Annotated in this window: 14 protein-coding genes and 1 pseudogene; 9 read left to right on the top strand and 6 right to left on the bottom strand. The window is 68.8% G+C overall.

Annotated elements, in window-relative coordinates:
* The first annotated feature begins 284 nt into the window (after nt 1-284).
* From OG219_RS34470 to OG219_RS34430, 9 genes are all read left to right on the top strand, one after another.
* Nucleotides 285-671 carry a hypothetical protein gene (locus OG219_RS34470; protein WP_266833170.1) on the top strand — a complete coding sequence of 129 codons (387 nt, stop codon included), beginning with the start codon at nt 285-287 and terminating at the stop codon, nt 669-671.
* A complete protein-coding gene (locus OG219_RS34465) occupies nt 668-1147 on the top strand; it encodes a hypothetical protein (RefSeq protein WP_266833168.1) in 480 nt (159 codons plus the stop codon). The genes OG219_RS34470 and OG219_RS34465 overlap by 4 nt, the downstream gene beginning before the upstream one ends.
* 145 nt (nt 1148-1292) lie before the next feature.
* Nucleotides 1293-2459 carry a hypothetical protein gene (locus tag OG219_RS34460; RefSeq protein ID WP_266833166.1) on the top strand — a complete coding sequence of 389 codons (1167 nt, stop codon included), beginning with the start codon at nt 1293-1295 and terminating at the stop codon, nt 2457-2459.
* Between the two features lie 79 nt (nt 2460-2538).
* Entirely contained in the window at nt 2539-4011 is a 1473-nt protein-coding gene (locus tag OG219_RS34455) for a site-specific integrase (RefSeq protein ID WP_266833164.1), read from the top strand.
* On the top strand, nt 4008-6833 hold the full coding sequence (locus OG219_RS34450; RefSeq protein ID WP_266833162.1) for a hypothetical protein: 2826 nt from the start codon (nt 4008-4010) through the stop codon (nt 6831-6833). The genes OG219_RS34455 and OG219_RS34450 overlap by 4 nt, the downstream gene beginning before the upstream one ends.
* The gene (locus OG219_RS34445) at nt 6833-8953 is read left to right on the top strand and encodes a hypothetical protein (RefSeq protein WP_266833160.1); all 2121 of its coding nucleotides are present in this window, start codon (nt 6833-6835) and stop codon (nt 8951-8953) included. The genes OG219_RS34450 and OG219_RS34445 overlap by 1 nt, the downstream gene beginning before the upstream one ends.
* Nucleotides 8950-9357: a hypothetical protein gene (locus OG219_RS34440; RefSeq protein ID WP_266833158.1), complete on the top strand. Its 408-nt coding sequence runs from the start codon at nt 8950-8952 to the stop codon at nt 9355-9357. The genes OG219_RS34445 and OG219_RS34440 overlap by 4 nt, the downstream gene beginning before the upstream one ends.
* 172 nt (nt 9358-9529) lie before the next feature.
* Nucleotides 9530-10057: a hypothetical protein gene (locus tag OG219_RS34435; protein ID WP_266833156.1), complete on the top strand. Its 528-nt coding sequence runs from the start codon at nt 9530-9532 to the stop codon at nt 10055-10057.
* Nucleotides 10054-11880, top strand: a complete 1827-nt coding sequence (locus tag OG219_RS34430) for a pentapeptide repeat-containing protein (protein WP_266833154.1) — start codon at nt 10054-10056, stop codon at nt 11878-11880. The genes OG219_RS34435 and OG219_RS34430 overlap by 4 nt, the downstream gene beginning before the upstream one ends.
* A gap of 51 nt (nt 11881-11931) precedes the next feature.
* Here the strand turns inward: OG219_RS34430 and OG219_RS34425 are convergent, their stop codons facing one another.
* The 6 genes and pseudogenes from OG219_RS34425 to lepB all read right to left on the bottom strand — a co-directional run bounded on the left by OG219_RS34425 (nt 11932) and on the right by lepB (nt 18085).
* Entirely contained in the window at nt 11932-13878 is a 1947-nt protein-coding gene (locus OG219_RS34425; RefSeq protein WP_266833152.1) for an ATP-binding protein, read from the bottom strand.
* Nucleotides 13879-14768: 890 nt separating this feature from the next.
* Nucleotides 14769-15875, bottom strand: a pseudogene (locus tag OG219_RS34420) (YifB family Mg chelatase-like AAA ATPase); the annotation flags it as partial.
* A complete protein-coding gene (locus OG219_RS34415; RefSeq protein ID WP_266833150.1) occupies nt 15875-16249 on the bottom strand; it encodes a YraN family protein in 375 nt (124 codons plus the stop codon). The gene OG219_RS34415 and the pseudogene OG219_RS34420, both read right to left, overlap by 1 nt.
* A gap of 151 nt (nt 16250-16400) precedes the next feature.
* Nucleotides 16401-16709: a DUF2469 domain-containing protein gene (locus OG219_RS34410; protein ID WP_003965949.1), complete on the bottom strand. Its 309-nt coding sequence runs from the start codon at nt 16707-16709 to the stop codon at nt 16401-16403.
* Nucleotides 16710-16764: 55 nt separating this feature from the next.
* Entirely contained in the window at nt 16765-17250 is a 486-nt protein-coding gene (locus tag OG219_RS34405; protein ID WP_266836333.1) for an NUDIX hydrolase, read from the bottom strand.
* Between the two features lie 64 nt (nt 17251-17314).
* Complete coding sequence (lepB, locus tag OG219_RS34400; RefSeq protein WP_266833149.1) at nt 17315-18085, bottom strand: signal peptidase I; 771 nt, start codon at nt 18083-18085, stop codon at nt 17315-17317.
* Nucleotides 18086-18203: the final 118 nt, after the last annotated feature.

Raw genomic sequence — 18203 nt, 5'->3', positions numbered from 1 at the left:
GCACAGCCACACCCAACTGGACCTGCGGCAACGCGGCCTGGCGAGCCCTCAGCAAGTCGTCTAGACGATTCCCCGAGGGGATCACTTGACCCACACGGGGGAACCCTCTTTACTGGGGAAGCACCGATTCCCCGGGGGGATTTACACCTCGGGTGACGTTGACTGGCATGCCCTCATCCGGGCCGGTCAGAGTGACGTAGTGCCCGAGACGGCCGACGAGTTTGGCGACGAGACGGCCGTCCCGGGCCCCGCATCCCGCTTCACGAGACAGGGAGAGCTCCATCATGCCCGAGCATCGGAGGAGTCCGGCACGGCTTGCCACCGAGGCAGCCGACCGGATCCGCTCGTTCAACCACGGCACCCAAGACGCCGCCGCCTACCCCTACCCGGGCGATGTCGACGACGCCGTCCAGGCCCTGGTCCTGCTCGCCGTCCGGCTGCCGCAGGCCATCGAGCAGACCGGCGGCGCCCTGGCCCGCATGCACCGGGCCGGGAACGTCCGCCTGGACGTCATGGGCGACGCGGTGCCGCTGGACGAGCACATGGACGCGTCGGCCCAGGTCACCGCCGAGGCGGCCCGGGCCGCGTCGGCTCTGGAGGCCGCGCTGAAGAAGCTCGGCGCCCGCACCTGCCGCCTGGCCTGGTCTGAGCCTGCGGACTCGGTCGCGTGAGCTACGACGACGACTGGTATACGCCCCACCTCGACGGGCCCGAGTGGGTCGCTCCGCAGCCCGCCGACTGCCCCGGCTGCCCCTGTCACACCGCCCGGGTCTGCCAGGACAAGCTGTGGCAACGGGCCTCGCCGCAGCACAAGGGCTGCCCGTGCGAGGCTGCGGCCGTCGCCGCCGACACCACGCACGCCACGCGCACAGTGGCCATCACCGTCGCGGGCATCGCCCGCACCGTGACCGCCCAGGCCCCCACCGTGGGCATCGGCGCCGGCCTGCTCCTCACCCCGCCGCTGTTCGCCGCCACCGGCGGCCACCTCGACGCTCCCGCGGCGGTACCGATGGTGCTGACTGCGGCGGCCGAGGACACCCCGGCCGAGCTGATCGCCGTCGACGAGCACGGCACACGCTGGCAGATCCGGCTGACCGCCTCCTGGGGCGGCGCCGAGGTCACCATCCAGGACTGGCACGCCAACTAGCGCACCGCCAGCACCAGTTCCCATCTTCTCCTTCTTCCTCGCTACCCCCGTCCCTGGCCCCGGCCCCCGCCTCGTCGGCGGCCTGTGCGGCCGGGCGGCAGCCCCTACCCCTGCGGCCCCAGCGGCCGTACAGGAAGGCATCGACATGTCCAGCAACGACTCCTCGGGCATCAGCCGCGACGAGACCCTGATCTTCACCGTGTCCCAGGACGGCCGCTCCCGCATCTACGACTTCGCCGATCTGCCCTGCCCCGAGCTCCACCGCTACTTCGCCGAGGGGTTCCGCGGCGTGATCCGGGGTGGCCGGGTGCTGACCGTCCCCACCACCGATGCGTACTGGGCGACGATGCGGCGGTTCCTGGGGTTCCTGGACTCCTTCAACGCGGCTCCCGCGTCCCTGGCTGAGCTGAAGCGCACGCACCTGCATGAGTACACGGCCAACCAGCGCGGTGCCCGCAGCGCCGAGAGCGTCGGCCTCGACCTGCAGCGGCTGTGCCGGGTACTGGGCGAGACCCCCTACGGGGTCCTCGACCCTTCCGTCGGCGAGTTCGTCAAGCGCCCCGCCCGGCTGGCTCCGCGCCGCTCTGCACTGAGCACCACGCCCGTCTACTCGGTCACGGAGTTCGCCGCTCTGCTGGAGGCCGCCCGCAAGGACGTGGCCGCCATCCAGCGGCGGATCGCCGCGTGCGAACAGCAGTTGACCGTCTTCCGGGCCGCCCCGCCGTCCCCGCCTGCCGGGGTCGAGTCGTCCGCCGACCTGGAGGAGCACACCGCCATCGCCCAGGGCGCCGTGCTGGATGCGGCCGCCCGGACAGGGAAGATCCCGCGGTCTCTGCACGGCACCGCGCTCGCCACCCTCGCGCAGGGGCTGTTCCTCGGCGGCAGCGATCTGGCCCCGCTCCTGGTCCTGGCCGGCGCTCTGACCGGACTGCGATCCAGCGAGATCACCTCACTGCCCGCCCGGCATGCGGTGGACGGCCAGGCCGTCACCATCGCCGTCGATGACGCCCGCGCCCGCAGGACTCACGCGGTCCGCTGGCCGTTGCACGGCGGCCAGGACAGCCATCTGCACCACCCCGGCGACTTCTACCTGATGCTCCACCAGCTCACCGCCCGGGGAAGGGAGTTCACCGGCTCGCCCGTGATCTGGAGCGTGTGGCGCGGTGGCAAGCCTGCCGCCCCGTCCTTCTCTTCGACGTCCGCCCTGCTGACGGTCTGGGCCCGCAGGCACGGGCTGACCAGCGACAGCGGCGAGCCGCTGGCCGTACGTCTGAACGCTATCCGCGCCACCGTGCGCCGCCGCCAGGGCTGACCACGCCGCTTCCCGGCCTCCCCGTTCGCCCGCCGGACGGCCCCGCGCCGTCCGGCCGCCGCACCAGATGACAGGAACCATGACCGAATCTGCCTGGCGGGTGTTCTACACCCGCCACGACCTGCCCCGGCCGCAGGCCCCGGACCCGCTGATCTCCACGCTGTGGGACCTGGACGAGTGGCTGGATGAGCACGGCATCCTCGACGGCACGCCGTACCTGATCGGTCCCGACGGCCGGTACGACGTGGAACTGAACTCGTACTTCACGCAGCTGGCCGCCGCCCCCGAGGGCACGCAGCGCGCGCACGCCTCGGACCTGAAGATGTGGCTGTCCTTCCTGTGGAAGAGCCGGCACCGCAAGGACTGGCGCCACGCCACCCCGGAGGACCGGGCCGCCTACAAGCAGTGGCGTACGGCGGACCCGCGCGGGCCGCACGTCGACTGGTCCACCTGGGACCGTGAGGTCGCAACCGTCAATTCCTTCTACACCTGGGCGATCCACCCCCGCAGGAAGTACGCGGCGGAGAACCCGATCCTGCAGCGCGAGAGCCGGGCCCGTGACACCCACGGCCGCCGCCGCGGCGGCACCACGCCGGCCGAGGCCTCCCACACCGGGCCCCGCAACCAGATCGTGTGGCTGACCCCGGAGATGTACCGGGCCTGGCGGGATATCGGGCTGCGCGGCTACACCCCCGACGGGTTGCGCGACCGCTCGTTTCGGGGCCGCTTCGGCGCTCGCAACGCCACCTATTCCGATCTGATGATCCGCACCGGACTGCGGCTGTGCGAGCAGACCTCACTGTCGCTGTTCGAGGTCCCGCACCAGGTGCCGGGCAAGGCCAACGTCCGCAGCTGGCTGCCCTGGAGGCTCGCCAAGTACGGCTCCGCCCGCTGGGTGTACTTCCCTGCCTCCTCACTGAAAGCCGTGTGGGACTACATCGAGGAGGAGCGGGCCGAGGCCGTCGAAGACGCCCGCGACGCGGGGGTGTACGAGCGCATCCGCAACCCGCTGATCATCACCAACCGGGCCGACCCGAGGGTCATCGTCGACGGTGAGGATCTGACCGTCGACCAGCTCGGTCACGCCGAGCGGCGACGGCTGCTGATCGACACCCCGGACGGGCTGGAACCGGCCGCGCTGTGGATCAACGAGCGCGGGCTGCCCAGCGGCCGTTCCTGCTGGCAGGAGGTCTTCAAGGCCGCCAACCGGCGCTGCGAGCGCCACCGGCAGCAGCTGAGGGCTCACCCCCATGCTCTGCGCCACAGCTTTGCCGTGATCACCCTGGAACAGCTCTGGCGCGGCCACATCGAGGACATGGCCGCGATGAATCGCGGTCAGCGGATGACCCATCAGATGGTCTTCGGCGACCCGCTGAACTGGGTCCGTATCCGGCTGGGTCACCAAAGCGTGGTCACCACCATGCGCTACCTCCACACCCTGGAGGAGCTGGAGATGGAGACCCGCCTGGCCCTGATCCCCAGCGCCTGGGAGCCCGCCGCCGTCGACTCGTCCGAAACCAAGAAGCCCGTTGTGGAGGCGATCCCCGCATGACCGCGCCCCTGATTCGCACCCATGATGCCGCTCAGACCGTGAGCGCGCTCGGTCCGCTCGACGTGCCGTTCACCGCCCCCGACGGCGCCCAGGAAGTCTTCTCGTTCGCCTCACTGCCACTGCCCGGCCTCCGTACCGACCTGGCCGCCGCCTTCCGGGCCCGGTGCACGGTGCTGAACTCGGTCAAGTCGGCCGACAGCCTGTTCCGGTCGGCCGTACGGTTCCTGGCCTTCCTCTCCGAGCTCGACCAGCCCCCGACGTCCGTCGGCGATCTGACGCCCGAGCACATGAGAGAGCTCCTGTACTTCCGCATCGAGAGCACGACCCTCACCACGGCCCGCACCGTCCTGTGGGACGTCTGCCGCCTACTGCGGCACATCCACCCGAGCGAGCGACTCACCTCCGAACTGCGCGGCTACCTGACTCTGTCCCGGGACGCGTCCGACTTCGGCGCGGGCGAGGCATGGCCGGGCCTGCCGGAGGACCGCCGGAGCAAGTACGCGTACCGGCGGCACGAGGAAGACCCGGACAACCCATTGATCGTGCCGTTCATCGCCTCGGACGGCGCCCGGCGCGCGTTCGACTTCACGCCGTTGCCACTGCCCGGACTGCACCTGGACCTGGCGGCAGCCTTCCGCGCCGAACTCGGGCCCGCGGGCAAGGGGGTATCGCTCACCGTCGGCTCCACGCTGTTCGCAGCCGTGCAGTACTTCCTGACGCACCTGGCCAAGCAGGACCGGCCGCCGCGCTCGGTGACCGAGCTGGTTCCCGCCCACCTCGATGAGTTCCGCTCCAGTCTGCGGCTGGCGCACGCCCGCAAGTGGGCGGACCGTCACGTCGCGCTGGTCCGCCAGCTGCTGCAGCACGTCACCCCGTATGAGCAGCTCTCCGCTGTGCTGAGGGCCTTCCTCGAAGGCATCCCCGCTACCCCCACTGGGGTAGCGCCGGCGGCGGGCTCCGCCCCCGCGAGGCCGGGCAAGGGCCGCGCCTCCGCAATGCCCGACGGAGCTTACGAGCCGGAAGTGGCCCGGGCCAGCATCCCCGTGACGCTGACCGTGGCGTTCACCGGCGAGGACGGCCGCCGCTGGGAGTCCTCGTTCGCCGAACTGCCCTTCCCTGCCTTCCACGCCGACTTCGCCTCCGCGTTTGCGGTCCGCGTCGGCCCGACCGGCACTTTGCGCACCAAGAGCAGCGCGGACAACGACTTCGGCGCGATCAGGCGCTTCCTTGCCTTCCTGGACGCCCTCCCGCGGCCCCCGAAGTCCCTGGGCGACCTGACGGTGCGGCACCTGGAGCGTTACCGCCTCCACCGGTTGGAGTCCACCAAGGAAAACGCGGTGATGTCCGAGCTGTCCAGCCTGCGCCGGCTTCTGCAGGAGGTGACACCGTCGAGCCTCCTGTCTCCGGAAATGCGCGACTACATCCGGCGCCCAGGCCACACGCGCCGCAAGGCCGGTAAGAGTGTGCCCGGCTACTCCGACCGTGAGTTCCGCGACCTGATGGCCGCCGCCCGAAGTGACGTCGTGGCCATCAGGGACCGCATCCGCAAGGCCGAGCGGCTGCTGGAGTCCTTCCGGACCACACCGGAGGCGCTCAGCCCGGAGGAGCGCCTCCTGGCCGAGCACCTGGACACCATGGACCGCACCGGGAAGGTGCCAGCGGTCCGCACCCATCTGCGGCAGCACATCATCGAAGGGCGCATGGACCTGGCCCGGCGGTTGTTTCTCACCGATGCCGACCTGGCGCCGCTGACCCTGCTCGCCGTAGGCCTGACCGGCCGCAACACTGAGACGATCAAGGAGCTTCCGCACGCCCACCGCATGCTGGACGACCGGGCGGTCGCCGTGAACCTGATCAAGCGGCGCCGCTCCAAGGCCATCACCCGGGAGACCGTGCACTGGGAGACCGGCGGCAACAACAGCCGCCAGCTCCATACCCCCGGCGGCTACTACCTGCTGCTGCACCAGCTCACCGCCCGCGGGCGGCGCTACTCCGACGGCCAGCGGATCTGGAGCATCTGGACCGGGGCCAGTGGCACCAAGGGCGTCGACTGGGAGACCAAAGCCGCCGCGTTCGGCCACATCGACCCCTACGCCAACCGGCTCGGCCGCGTCATGCGACTCAAGCAGTGGGGCCAGCGCCACGGCCTGCTCGACGACTCCGGCAACCCGCTGCCGATCGACATGAACCGGCTGAAGACCACCGTTGAGGTACGCACCACCAAGGCAATGGGCGGGCACCTGCCGTCCGCATCCCGCACCAACACCCTGGACGTCTCCTTCGCCAACTACCTCAAGGGCGACCCCACGGTAAGGGAATGGGCCGACGAGATCCTCACCACCGCCATCAACGAGGCCGAGGACAACGCCCGCGGCTTCCGGCCCCACGTCCTGAACGCCGTCCAGACACAGGCCCTCGCCCACGACCCCGAGCAGTCCGCCGCAGCCCTCGGCACCACACCGCAGACCCTGCGCCAGGCCCTGGGCGGGCAGCTCGACACCGTCGCCAGCTCCTGCCTGGACATCGAGCACAGCCCGTTCAGCGACGGCCGCTGCGACGTGTCGTTCCTGACCTGCCTGCGCTGCCCCAACGCGCTGATCACCCACGACCACCTTCCCGCGCTCCTGACCCTCGTCGACACCCTCGACGCAGCCCGGCAGTCCATGGACATCGACACATGGGTGAACGAGCACGGCCGGACCTGGCTCGCGCTGACCCGCCTGATCCTGCCGCAGTTCACCGACGCCGAACGCGAGCAGACCGCCAAGGCCGATCCGCAGGACCTCGGCCTTGACCTGCTCGACGTACCCAAGGAAAACTGATGACCACCGCAACCGCCCGCGCCCTCATCCGGGGCATCGCCGACGACGCCCTCGTCCTGGCCAAGCGCCCGCTGACCGCCGGCGTCCGGCTCGCCGACACCGCACGGTTCGGCGACGACAAGTGGGACCTGACCCCGGCCGTACACCAGCAGCACCAGCAGGCCCTCAGCCTGAACTTCCTCACCCTGCCCGCCCAGTTCCGGCACACCGCCAAGGAGTTCTTCTTCGCGCTCCTGCGCCACAACCACCCCGACGGCCAGCCCGAGCTGAGCATCATCACCATCCGCGGACGCTTCAGCCAGCTCAAGGAGTTCTTCCGCTGGGCCGACCAGCGGGGCGTGACGGCGCTCAGTGCCCTCACCCTGGAGGACTTCGAGGCCTACCGCGCCTTCATCGACGCCACCCGGCGCTCGCTGCTCAACAAGTCCAACAAGCGCGGCACGGTACGCCAGCTGTGGGTGTACCGGACGAAGCTGACCGGCGACACCCTCACCGTCGACCCGTACATCGTGTGGGACGACCCCACCACGTACGGAAACCGCGGACGCACCCGCCGCGGCTCCGGGGAGAACGCCACCGACCGCATCCCCGAGGAGGTCCTCGGCCCGCTGCTCACCTGGGCCCTGCGCTGGGTGGAAGACTTCGCCGAAGACATCCTGCGCGGTCTCAAGGACTGGCAGGAGGCCCGCTCCGCGCCCCTGTTCAAGGGCACGGTCAACGGCGAGACACCGCACGAACGGCTGCTCACCGTCCTGGCCCGCTACCGCCGCGAGGGTCGGCCGCTCCCCCGCACCACCTACGGCCCCACGGCCGTCAAAGTGCCGGTGACCGTGAACCTCAAGCAGCTCGCCCGCGAGGCCCGCGTGCATGTCAGCACCCTCAACAAGCAGCCCGAGCACCGGCAGCTCATCGACGCCACCGTGAACGAACTCGGCCTGGACGACACGACCTACCTGCGGACCCCCGTCCGCGGCACGCTCGGCGGGCAGCCCTGGCTGCCCGCGATGCGCTGGGACTCCACCGAGAACTACGCCCGGCTCCTGCAGGCCGCCTGCTACATCGTGATCGCCTACCTGTCCGGGATGCGCGACAGCGAGGTCAAGCACATGAAGCGCGGCTGCCTGAGCATCTGGCGCGACGAAGAGGACCGCCCCGTCCGGTACCGGATCACCAGCCATGCCTTCAAGGGCGAAGGCACCCCCGAGGGCGTCGAGGCCACCTGGATCGTCAACGCCTCCGTGGCCAAGGCCATCAAGATCCTCGAAGCCCTCCAGCCCGCCGAACAGGCGTTCCTGTTCGCCGTGCCGCCCTCGTCCCGCGCCCACCCGAAAACCAAGGCCAACCCCGCCCAGACGAGCGGGACTACCCGGAGGAATCTCGCCTACTTCATCGAGTGGACCAACTCCTACTGCGCCCGCCTCGGCCGCCCCGACGGCATCCCGGACGTCAACGAACGCCCTTGGAACCTCCTGACCCGGCAATTCCGCCGCACGCTGGCCTGGTGCATCGCACGCCAGCCCGGCGGCACGATCGCCGGCGCCATCCAGTACCGCCACCACTCGATCCAAATGTTCGAGGGATATGCCGGCACCTCCACCTCTGGCTTCCGCCCCGAGGTCGAGGCCGAGGAGGCCATCGCCCGCGGCGAAAAGCTCGGCGACATCATCCTTAGCCCATCCCCGCAGCGGCTCGCCGGTCCGGCCGCCGAGGAAGCCGAGGCCCGCCTCGCGGCCCTGGAGAGCGAGGTCCAGTTCCTCGGCAAGGTCATCACCGACGACAAGCGGCTGGCCCGCCACATGAATCGACATGACCCGCACATCTATCCCGGCAAGTTCGTCACCTGCGTCTACAACCCCGACCGCGCCCTGTGCCGACGGGGCGACTCCGACGGGCCGTCCCTCGCGGACTGCCAGCCGTTCAAGTGCCGCAACGTCGCACTGACCGCCGAGAACGCCGACGCCTTCCTCGCCTGGCTCCAGCGGCTCGAACGCGCGCTTGCCAACGGCGTCATCCTCGCGCCGTACGTGCGGGACCGCATGGAACAGCGCCGCGCCGAACTCAGCGAGTTCCTCGACGCCAACAACATCCCGACGAGCACGACCAAGGAGACCGTACGGTGACCGGGCCGACCCTCACCGACGACGAAGTACAGCTCGCCATGAACCTGGTGCTCCGCGAGGCCCAAGAGACCGGCCGACGCGCCACCATCACAGCCGTAGAGCGGCGGCTGGACGTCAAGCACGCCACCTTTTACCGGAACTTCCCCCACCTCATCACCTGGTTCCAGGAACAGGCCGACGCCCACCGCAACCTCCCCAAGCCGGAACAGGACACTAAGCGCAAGAAGGCCCCGGAAGACGCCATGGCCGACCTGCGCCGCGAGAACGCTCAACTCCGCCGCATCCTCGCCATCTACGCCGAGGCACTGCGCCAGCTCACCCTCGACTACGAGGAAGTACGCAGCCGGGTCCAGCAGTCTGCGCACGTGACCGACCTCGTGGCCCACCGCAGCCGTCGGCCCTGAAACCGAGCCAAGACGAATAGCGCGGAGGCGCCGCCCAACGGTTGGGCGGCGCCTCCGCGCTATCGAGATCCGCGAGAACTGCTGACGGTGGCCGAGGACCGCCTTGTTCGCCGGGCACTTGAGGCGAAAAGATCAGAAGCCAGTGATCACACCATCAAGGGGGAAGAGTTCGGTGAGCACCTCACTGCTGTCACCGGCGGGCTGGCTCGTGCTGGGGCTGCCCTGGCCAGCGGAGACCCGCGACGGCTGGGGAGAGTGCGCGGTCGCCATCGCGCCGCCGATGATCCCCCGCTCTCTCGTCAGCCAGGGCGCCGGCATCGCGCTCGACCTCGCCACCGGCCTGGCCCGCGACCCGAACGACGGCCCGGGCAAGGCCGTGTTCTTCTCCGACGTCACCCTGTGGCTCGACAAGCAGGGCAAGACCTGGCCAGACCTCGGCATCGACTACGACGCCGTCATCGACGAACTCCTGAGCGCGCAGGTCCCTCAGCTCTACCTCACGCTCACGCAGAAGGCCCACGCCATCCTCTGTGACGCCAGCCGCGAAGGCCTGCGCCTGCACTACCCAGGCGGCGACGTCGAACACGTCACCCCGCAGATGCGCCAGGACGTCCACGACGGCGTCGCCCAGAGCCTCACCCGGGACTGGCCGCCCTACATCCAGGGCCTCATCGACAGCGGCGCCTTGCAGACCCGGTGAACCTCATACACGCGGGCGGTCCCATTCTGGCCTTCCTGAGTGACGATCCCCGGCTTCGCTGGCATGCCTGCGGTTTCCCGGGCGACCGCGGCAACTGCTTCGGCGTGCCGTGGGAGCCGTACGACCGGTGCCTGGCCCATTTGGAACCGGAGGAACGCAGGCAGGCGCTCGGGGCGTTATCGCCCGGCGCTGCGGTGGACTGCCGAGGCGTGCCCTTCACCCGCGAACTGCTGGAAGAGCTCAAAGCAGCGGTCGGCAACACCTTCGGTGAGGCAGACTTCGGCCGCGCCCGCTTTCCCGAGCTGGCCGACTTCACGGGTGTCACGTTCACCGGCGAGGCCTTCTTCTGGCTCGCCCACTTCGCCGATGACGCCCTGTTCTACGAGGTCACCTTCAACCGCGACGCTGTCTTCGAGGAAGCCGTCTTCGAGATGGGAGGCGCTTTCGAACACGCGGACTTCCAAGGCTCTGCGTGGTTCCAGGACACCCTCTTCGGCTCGGACGCCGACTTCGAGCACGCCAGGTTCTCCGGCGGGGCCCTGTTCTCCCGCGCCCAGATGTTCGGCGAGGCTTCCTTCCTCGCCGTGACGTTCACCGACGGGATCGTCTTCGTCTCGGTACAGGTCGAAGAGAGGGCACGGTTCAACGAGGTGACGTTCGGCCGTGACGCCGTCTTCGCCGGGGCCCGCTTCAAAGGCGATGTCGACTTCCCCGACACGACGTTCACCGGGCCCTTGGTGGGCCCCATCGTCTGCGGCGGCGTGCTGGATCTGAGCCAGGCCGTCCTGACCTGCCCGATCCGCATCCGGATCGCCGCCGCGCAAGTTCTCCTTCAGGCGGCGCAGATCAACACGGCGCTCACCCTCGACGTCCGCTACGCCGACGTCAATCTGCAGGACGCCGTGCTCTCCCAGCCCGTCGCCATCAATTTCCACCCCCGGCCGTTCTCCTTCAACGACGACCCGCTCCCCGAAGACCCGCTGACCGGGCAAGACCCACGGCCACTGATCGTCATGCTGGCGGGCGTGGACGCCGCCTTCCTGGCGCTGTCCGGAGTGGACTTGTCGGCCTGCCTGTTCACCGGCGCCCATCACCTCGACCAGCTTCGCTTCGAAGGACACGTCCCCTTCGACGAACCGCCGGCCCCTTGGACCCGCCGCCGGACCATCGCCGAAGAGCACCACTGGCGCGCCCTGCCCCTGCCCGGCCGCCGTACCGCACAGACCCGGGGCTGGCAGCCCGGACCAGCCCACCCCGACCCGGCCGTGACCCCCGGGCCCAAGGAGTTGGCCGCCACTTACCGGCAGCTGCGCAAGGCCCTGGAGGACGGCAAGAACGAGCCCGGCGCGGCGGACTTCTATAACGGCGAGATGGAGATGCGCCGCCTGGACCACGACACCCCCTTCGGCGAACGCATCCTGCTGCACGCCTACTGGCTGATCTCCGGCTACGGCCTGCGCGCCTCCCGGGCCCTGGCCGCCCTCGGGGTGGCGATGGCCCTGACCGTGGTGCTGATGATGCTGTGGGGCCTGCCCAATCCGACTCCGAAGCAGACAGCGACCGGAACCATGCCCACCCCTGGCAGCCGACTCCACCTGGTGATCGACAAGGACGACCCCAACCTGTCCGGACCCCTCGGCCAGCGGTGGACCGCCGACCGCGCGAAGGACGCCGGGCACGTCGTGCTCAACTCCGTCATCTTCCGCTCCAGCGACCAGGACCTCACCACCGCTGGCACTTGGATCGAGATGTTCAGCCGATTCAGCGAACCAGTCCTCCTTGGGCTGGCCGCACTGGCGGCACGCGGCCGGATCAAACGCTGATGCCGGCGGCCCCGCGCGCCCGGCACAATCGAGGTGTAGTAACCCAGAGAGTCAGGCGCTGTCGTCTTCCCGGGGTGCAAGAAGAGGAACGACATCGGCGTCCGAGTGAACGCGTTGGGCGTACTCGATTGTGTGTGTCTGGTCGGAGGCGTAGTCCAGCCGTTCCCGCTGCTTGCGCAGCCGCTCCTCGCAGGCGTCAATGATTGCGCCCCAGGTGATGATGCGGATGGTCACCCGGTCGTCGTTCTTCACGTAGCCGTCGGGGTGCTGCCACTGCACCACGCCATCAATGGAGTTGCCGACCAGCCAGAACTCCCAATGAGTTTGATCATCGTGTCGGTAACGCTCGTCTGTGGTGACGGCGTAGGCATAGCTGTTGATCTGAGCGACTTCCGTCTCGGACAGCACAGTGCGGGGGCGCTTGAGTTCGACGACCAAGTGTTGCTTCGTACGGCCAGCACCGGAAACGCAGGAGAGCAAGAGATCGAGTCGTCCGCTCGTTCCGTTGTGAAGCTGGACTCTTTGCTGGGGCACGGTCCTGCCATCCAGGCGTGGAAGGTGCCGGTTGAGCGCCTTCGTCAGCCCGATCTCGGAAACGGCGTGGCCATACTCGTCTCCGAAGATCCACAGCTCTTTTTCCAGCATGCGGTGCAGCTGGTCCTTCTCCCGCATGGTGTACCGGGACTCGAACTCGAACAGCAGTGTGCGCAACGCACTGAGGGCGTCGATCCGGTCGATCGTCTCAGCGTTCGCGGCGATCAGGTTCGCCATCGGGGTGCGATCAACGAGGTCCTCCAGCCGCTCCTTCTGCGGCCCCGACAACGCGAAGAGCTCATCGAGGACCTTCGGCATCGCGGTGGGCTGACGCCGCAGCGCTTCGCGTAGCAGCACCATCTGCGTACGGCGCGCCGACTTCGGTCCCTTCAGCTGGCGGCTGACGAGGCTGGCCACCTCGTTGAAAGTGTCCCGCTCAGCTACCTCCACCGGGCCGCTTGGCTGTCCGCTGTAGGGGTACACGCCTTCCTCGATCCACTGTTGCACCAGCTTCCGCGTTCGCTCCCGCTCCTGTTCGCGGAAGTGGGTGCGCAGCCGATTCCGCGCGGCTTTCACTGTGCTGCCGAGCAGGGAGTCCGAGTGCTCGAACTCTCCTTCTAGTAGGTCATGGTCGGTCAGATTGGCGAACTTGTCCCACAGCACGTAGGCGGTGAAGTCGTAGTCGGGTGCCTGGATCTGCGCCAGTAACGTCACACGGTGCACGCCGACGTCATCGCAGATGAGCAGCTCCCGTCGCGGGGGTTTTGTCTTCCACTCGACGATGCGCAGAAGTGGTCCCGGGCCTCCGGTGTCGATCCCGATGTCCAGCACTTCCTCGAAAGGCTGTCCCTCGATCGCTTCGCTGGGATCCAGAGCAGTGCCGCACCACCACACGGTTGCGGCAGGGTACTTGCTTAGGTACATCGCCAGTCGGCTGGTCAGCTCTTCGCGGGCTCTCTCGGCAGTAAGACGTTGCTTACGCTGAGCTTCGCCGGTGACGCGCACGATGGTGCCGGGCTTTTGCGGCGACGTCGGCGTGCGTTCGTCGACGTCGAAGTCACTGTCCCCGTCCTGGAAGCGAATGACGACCTCGGTCATGTCACTGGGACTCTCCGACACAGACGTCCAGGTGGCATTTGAGCCGAGCGCGAGAACCCGGAAGCGTCCGTAGCCGTGGCGGCCGTGCAACTGCCGACCGCTCTCGGTGCCCGGCGCGGTCCGCTTCCATGATCCGCCCATTCCCTTGAAGGCCGATTCCACGGTCGCTGACGGAATGCCGTGGCCGTTGTCCTTGACGACAACCGCTTGGACACCGCCGAAGTCATCGAGTTCCAACTCGACATAAACGTCGGTGGCGTCAGCGTCCAGACTGTTCCAGACCAGCTCCTCTACGGCTCCCAGAGGGTCCGTGCGACGGGCAACCTTCTCGATGAAGTCGGGGCGCACTTCCACAGGAATCCGCATACACGAAGCATGTCACCCACTCCAGGCAGTCATCTACCGTGCAACCTCAGCGAAGTGAGGCTTCGGCAGCGTCTACCGATGAGCCGCCGACTTGGCGGATCACCCACTGGTGTTCCCGCTGCGCCGCCTAATTCAGCAGACCACGAAGAGCCGGCACCGCCGAGGCGGTGCCAGCTCCCGGGCTCAGTTTCACGGGCCAACGTGACCGTGCCGATTCTCCCTGTCCAACCAGGAGCAGTCACAGACTTACCGCAAGGCCCCACTCGAAGGCCTCCCAGAGACGTCTCCAGCGGCGTTCTGCGGCGCCTTCCCTCCCTGGGCAGGGAAGGGCTATACGCCGAGCTGAGCGAGACGCTCACGCTTCGGGCATCAGCCCTGCCACACGACGTGCGTTCGTTACCGATGCAGCCAATGCCCGCGCACTGTGACGCCAGGCACCAGGTCCGATAACTGCACCCCGCCCGGCTCACCCCGGCGTAGTGGCGCTGCCAGTCCAGCCGCCACTGCGGGGTTCCATTCCGGGCCGATCGCTGCCAAGGCCTCCGCCCGATCCTGGTAGTCGGCCAGCGCCCCGGGACACAGCTGGTTGGACAGCCCGTGCCCCACCGGCCGTCCGACCGCGCACGCCTTCCGATACTCACTTATCCGTGCCCAGCGGGTACGCCTTGCCCGCTGGCCCCTCCGCATGATCGGACGGCGCCCGCAGATCGGCCATCGCTCCGACGGAAATTCTTCGCCGCGGCGTACCCCCGCGCCGGTATCCGCACATCACAGAACGTTACCGAGGGCCAGGCTGCAAGCCCTCCTGTAGCGGATCGAGCCCGTATCCCTCAGCCAAGCGGACAACTCCTTCACCCCGGGTTGAACATGTCCGCACCCGCATAATCGCCGACCATCAGGAACTTCGCCGGAAAACGCACGACACCGGCGCTGCGTGCGATCACGACATGCCCCGCCTCCAAAGGCTGCCGCAGGGCATCGAGCACGAAGCTGCTGAACTCCGGCGCCTCGTCCAGAAAGAGCACACCTCGATGCGAAAGAGACACTGCGCCGGGCCGGGCAAGCCCCTTGCCGCCTCCGACGAGCGACTGCATCGTCGCCGAATGATGGGGCGCGCAGTACGGCGGGATGTCGACCATCGGTTTGCCCGGTGGCAGCAGACCTGCCACGGAGTGGATCGCCGTCACCTCCAGGGATTCCTGCCTGGTGAGGCGAGGCAGCAGCGAAGGCATCCGCTCGGCGAGCATGGTCTTGCCCGCACCGGGCGGCCCTTGAAGAAAGACGTGGTGTCCTCCGGCGGCCGCGACTTCCATGGCGGTGCGCGCCGACATCTGGCCGACCACGTCGGCGAGGTCGTGCCCCTGGTCGTGTTCCGGCACAGCCATACCGCACAGGCCGGTCGCCTCTCCCGTGCCCGGCATACAGAGTCCCGCCAGCAGCGGATCCGGCCGCCCATGCTCGTCCGGATCCTCCTCGGGCACCGGTTCGTCCGTGAGCACGGCGATCAGCTGGCGCAGGCTGCGGACCCCGAGCACCGAGATCCCCGGCACGAGAGAGGCCTCGGCGGCAGCGCACTCCGGCACCACCACCTGCTCATAGCCCGCGTCGGCAGCGGCAAGGACCGCCGGCAGGACACCGCGCACCGGCCGGACCCGTCCGTCGAGCCCCAGCTCGCCGATCATCACGATGTCGGCGAGCACCCGCGGATCGATCCGCTCGGACGCACCCAGCACGGCGCAGGCGACCGCGAGGTCGAACCCGGACCCGCCCTTCGGGACGGAGGCCGGGCTCAGCCCGACCGTCAGCTTCTTCTGCGGCCACGACGCCCCGGAATTCACCACGGCAGCCCGGACCCGGTCCTTGCTCTCCGTCAGGCTCTTGTCCGGCAGTCCCACCAGGGTGAACGCCGCGACACCGGGTTCCAGGTCCGCCTGGACCTCCACGACGACGCCCTCGACGCCGACCAGGGCCACTGAGCACGTACGGGCGAATCCCATCAGGCCACCCCCCGCGCATGCTCGACCACGGGCGCGCCGCGGTCGGGGAGTACGACGCCGATCAGGTCGATGCGGACGCCGCCCGGTGGTGCTCCACCGTGTTCCTGGAGCCAGCGTTCGGCCAGGCCGCGCAGGCGTTGTGCCTTGGTCGGCGTGACTGCCGCCATCGGGTGTTCGAAGGCTCCCGCCTTGCGGGTCTTGACCTCGCAGACGACCAGCGCGTCGCCGTCGCGGGCCACGATGTCGATCTCGCCGGCCCTGCCGGAGCGCCAGTTGCGCGCCAGGATCGTCATCCCGGTCTCGGTCAGCCGCCGCGCGGCCAGATCCTCGCCGTACCTGCCGAGTGCACTGCGTTGTGCGTTGCGTGTATTCATGTCGGCACCACCTCCGGCGCCAACATTGCGGCCATTTCAGCCCGCTATTGGATCTTGGTTGACGAGCGCCCGACTGTGGACAAGTCCGTCACTCACACGAGCGGGCGCCCGCCTCACGAGCGGACGCCCGACGAACAGTCACCCCGCGTCATCAGCCGCCCGGCAGCTCCAGATCGCTCTTGTTCAGCTCCTCGATATTCACGTCCTTGAACGTGAGCACCCTTACCTGCTTCACAAAGCGAGCGGGCCGGTACATGTCCCACACCCAGGCATCCGCCATGGATACCTCGAAAAACACCTCACCCTGGACCGAGTGCACCTGCATCTCGTAGTCATTGGTGAGGTAGAAGCGCCGTTCGGTCTCGATCACATATTTGAACAGACCGACGACATCGCGGTACTCCCGATAGAGCTTCAGCTCCATCTCGGTCTCGTACTTCTCGAGGTCCTCGGCGCTCATGGCATGTTCCCCTTCAGCCGTGCGTCCCCCTATTGTGCGCCAGCCCCGCGAGCCCCTAGACGATTTCGGTGTCGAGGATCTCGGGTGTGGCCGGGGGACCTTCGTCGAGCACCCTGCGCAGCAGCTCGGCGAGTCTGGTCGGATACACCGTCTCATGTGCCTGGTTAAGTTCCTGGCACGTCCACCAACGCGCTCCGGCGACACTGCGCCGCTCCAGCTCGGTCAGCCCGGCGGCGACCGGCGTCGGCTGGGCCGTACTGGCCGTACGGGCCAGGTAGTACCACTCGTCCTGGTCCCAGCGACGCCCCGCGAACGGGAAGGAACACCTCCGCCGCCACAGCACCGGGCCCAGCTCGACCTCGGTGATACCGGTCTCCTCCGCGAGTTCCCGCAGTGCGGCCTCCTCGCGCGTCTCCTCGCCCTCCAGACCGCCGCCGGGCGTGAACCACCAGTCGTCCGAGGGGTCGTCCGGTTCATGCCCGTGCAGCAGCAGAATCCGTTCGTCGGGGTCGAGCAGCACCACCCGGGCGACCTTCCGCAGCCCGCCCTGGTACTCGTCCGGGGCCCCGGTCCCGGACTCGTGGGGACTCCCGTCGTACGACACCTCAGCCGGCACCGGCGAGCTCCGTCCGGGCCCGGCCGCGCCGACCGACCCGCTTGGCGATCGGACCGTACGCCGCACCGCCCATGACGAACACCGCGCCCGCAACCACCGCGCCGACGATCAGGCGCAGCGGCCCCGGCTCGGAGAGGCCGCCGAGCGTCTCGAAGCCGGTCGGCTTCTTGAGCATGCCGTTCATGGGCCAGACGACGGCGTCGACCCGCCCCTCGACGGCGCTGCTGGGGACGGTCCCACTGGCGGCGTCCGTCAGGTGGGCGGTGGAGTCCAGGGAGCCGCTGCGCTCGTCACCGAGCAGGAACAGGTTGCCGTCCGGAACCGTGACGGTCGGGATGCTCGTGATCTCGGCCGCCGAGCCCTTGGGGAGATACGGTTCTTCGATTTGCTTCCCGTTGACGGTCAGCTTCCCGTCCGTGCAGCAGGAGACCTCGTCGCCGCCGACGGCGACCACGCGCTTGACCATCGGTACGTCGCCCCAGCTGGCCTGCTTGAAGACGACGACATCGCCGCGCCGGATCTCACCGCCGTCGATACGCTGCGCCAGCACACGGTCTCCCGCGTTGATCGTCGGCGTCATCGATCCGGTGGGCACGGTGTACGGCCGGTAGACCACCGCCCCCCAGACGAACCCGCCGAGGAACAGCACAAGGCCCAGCGCGACGGCGACACCGGACAGCACTTCTCCGGTCCGGCCGCCCGCCGGGGTACTGCGTGTGCCGCCGCGCGCGGCCGTATCTGTCGAGCTCTCGCCACCCATGGATCCGCACCCTACCCGGGGGTACGGGCCGAGGTCAGCCCATGGTTCGGATCACGCACACGGGCCTTACCGACTCCTCACCGCCCCGCAGAACGCCCGTACAGCCGAAAAGGCCGGT

This window comes from Streptomyces sp. NBC_00038 (genome assembly GCF_026343635.1).
Lineage (GTDB): Bacteria > Actinomycetota > Actinomycetes > Streptomycetales > Streptomycetaceae > Streptomyces.
This window is presented reverse-complemented; position numbering and strand designations above follow the sequence as displayed.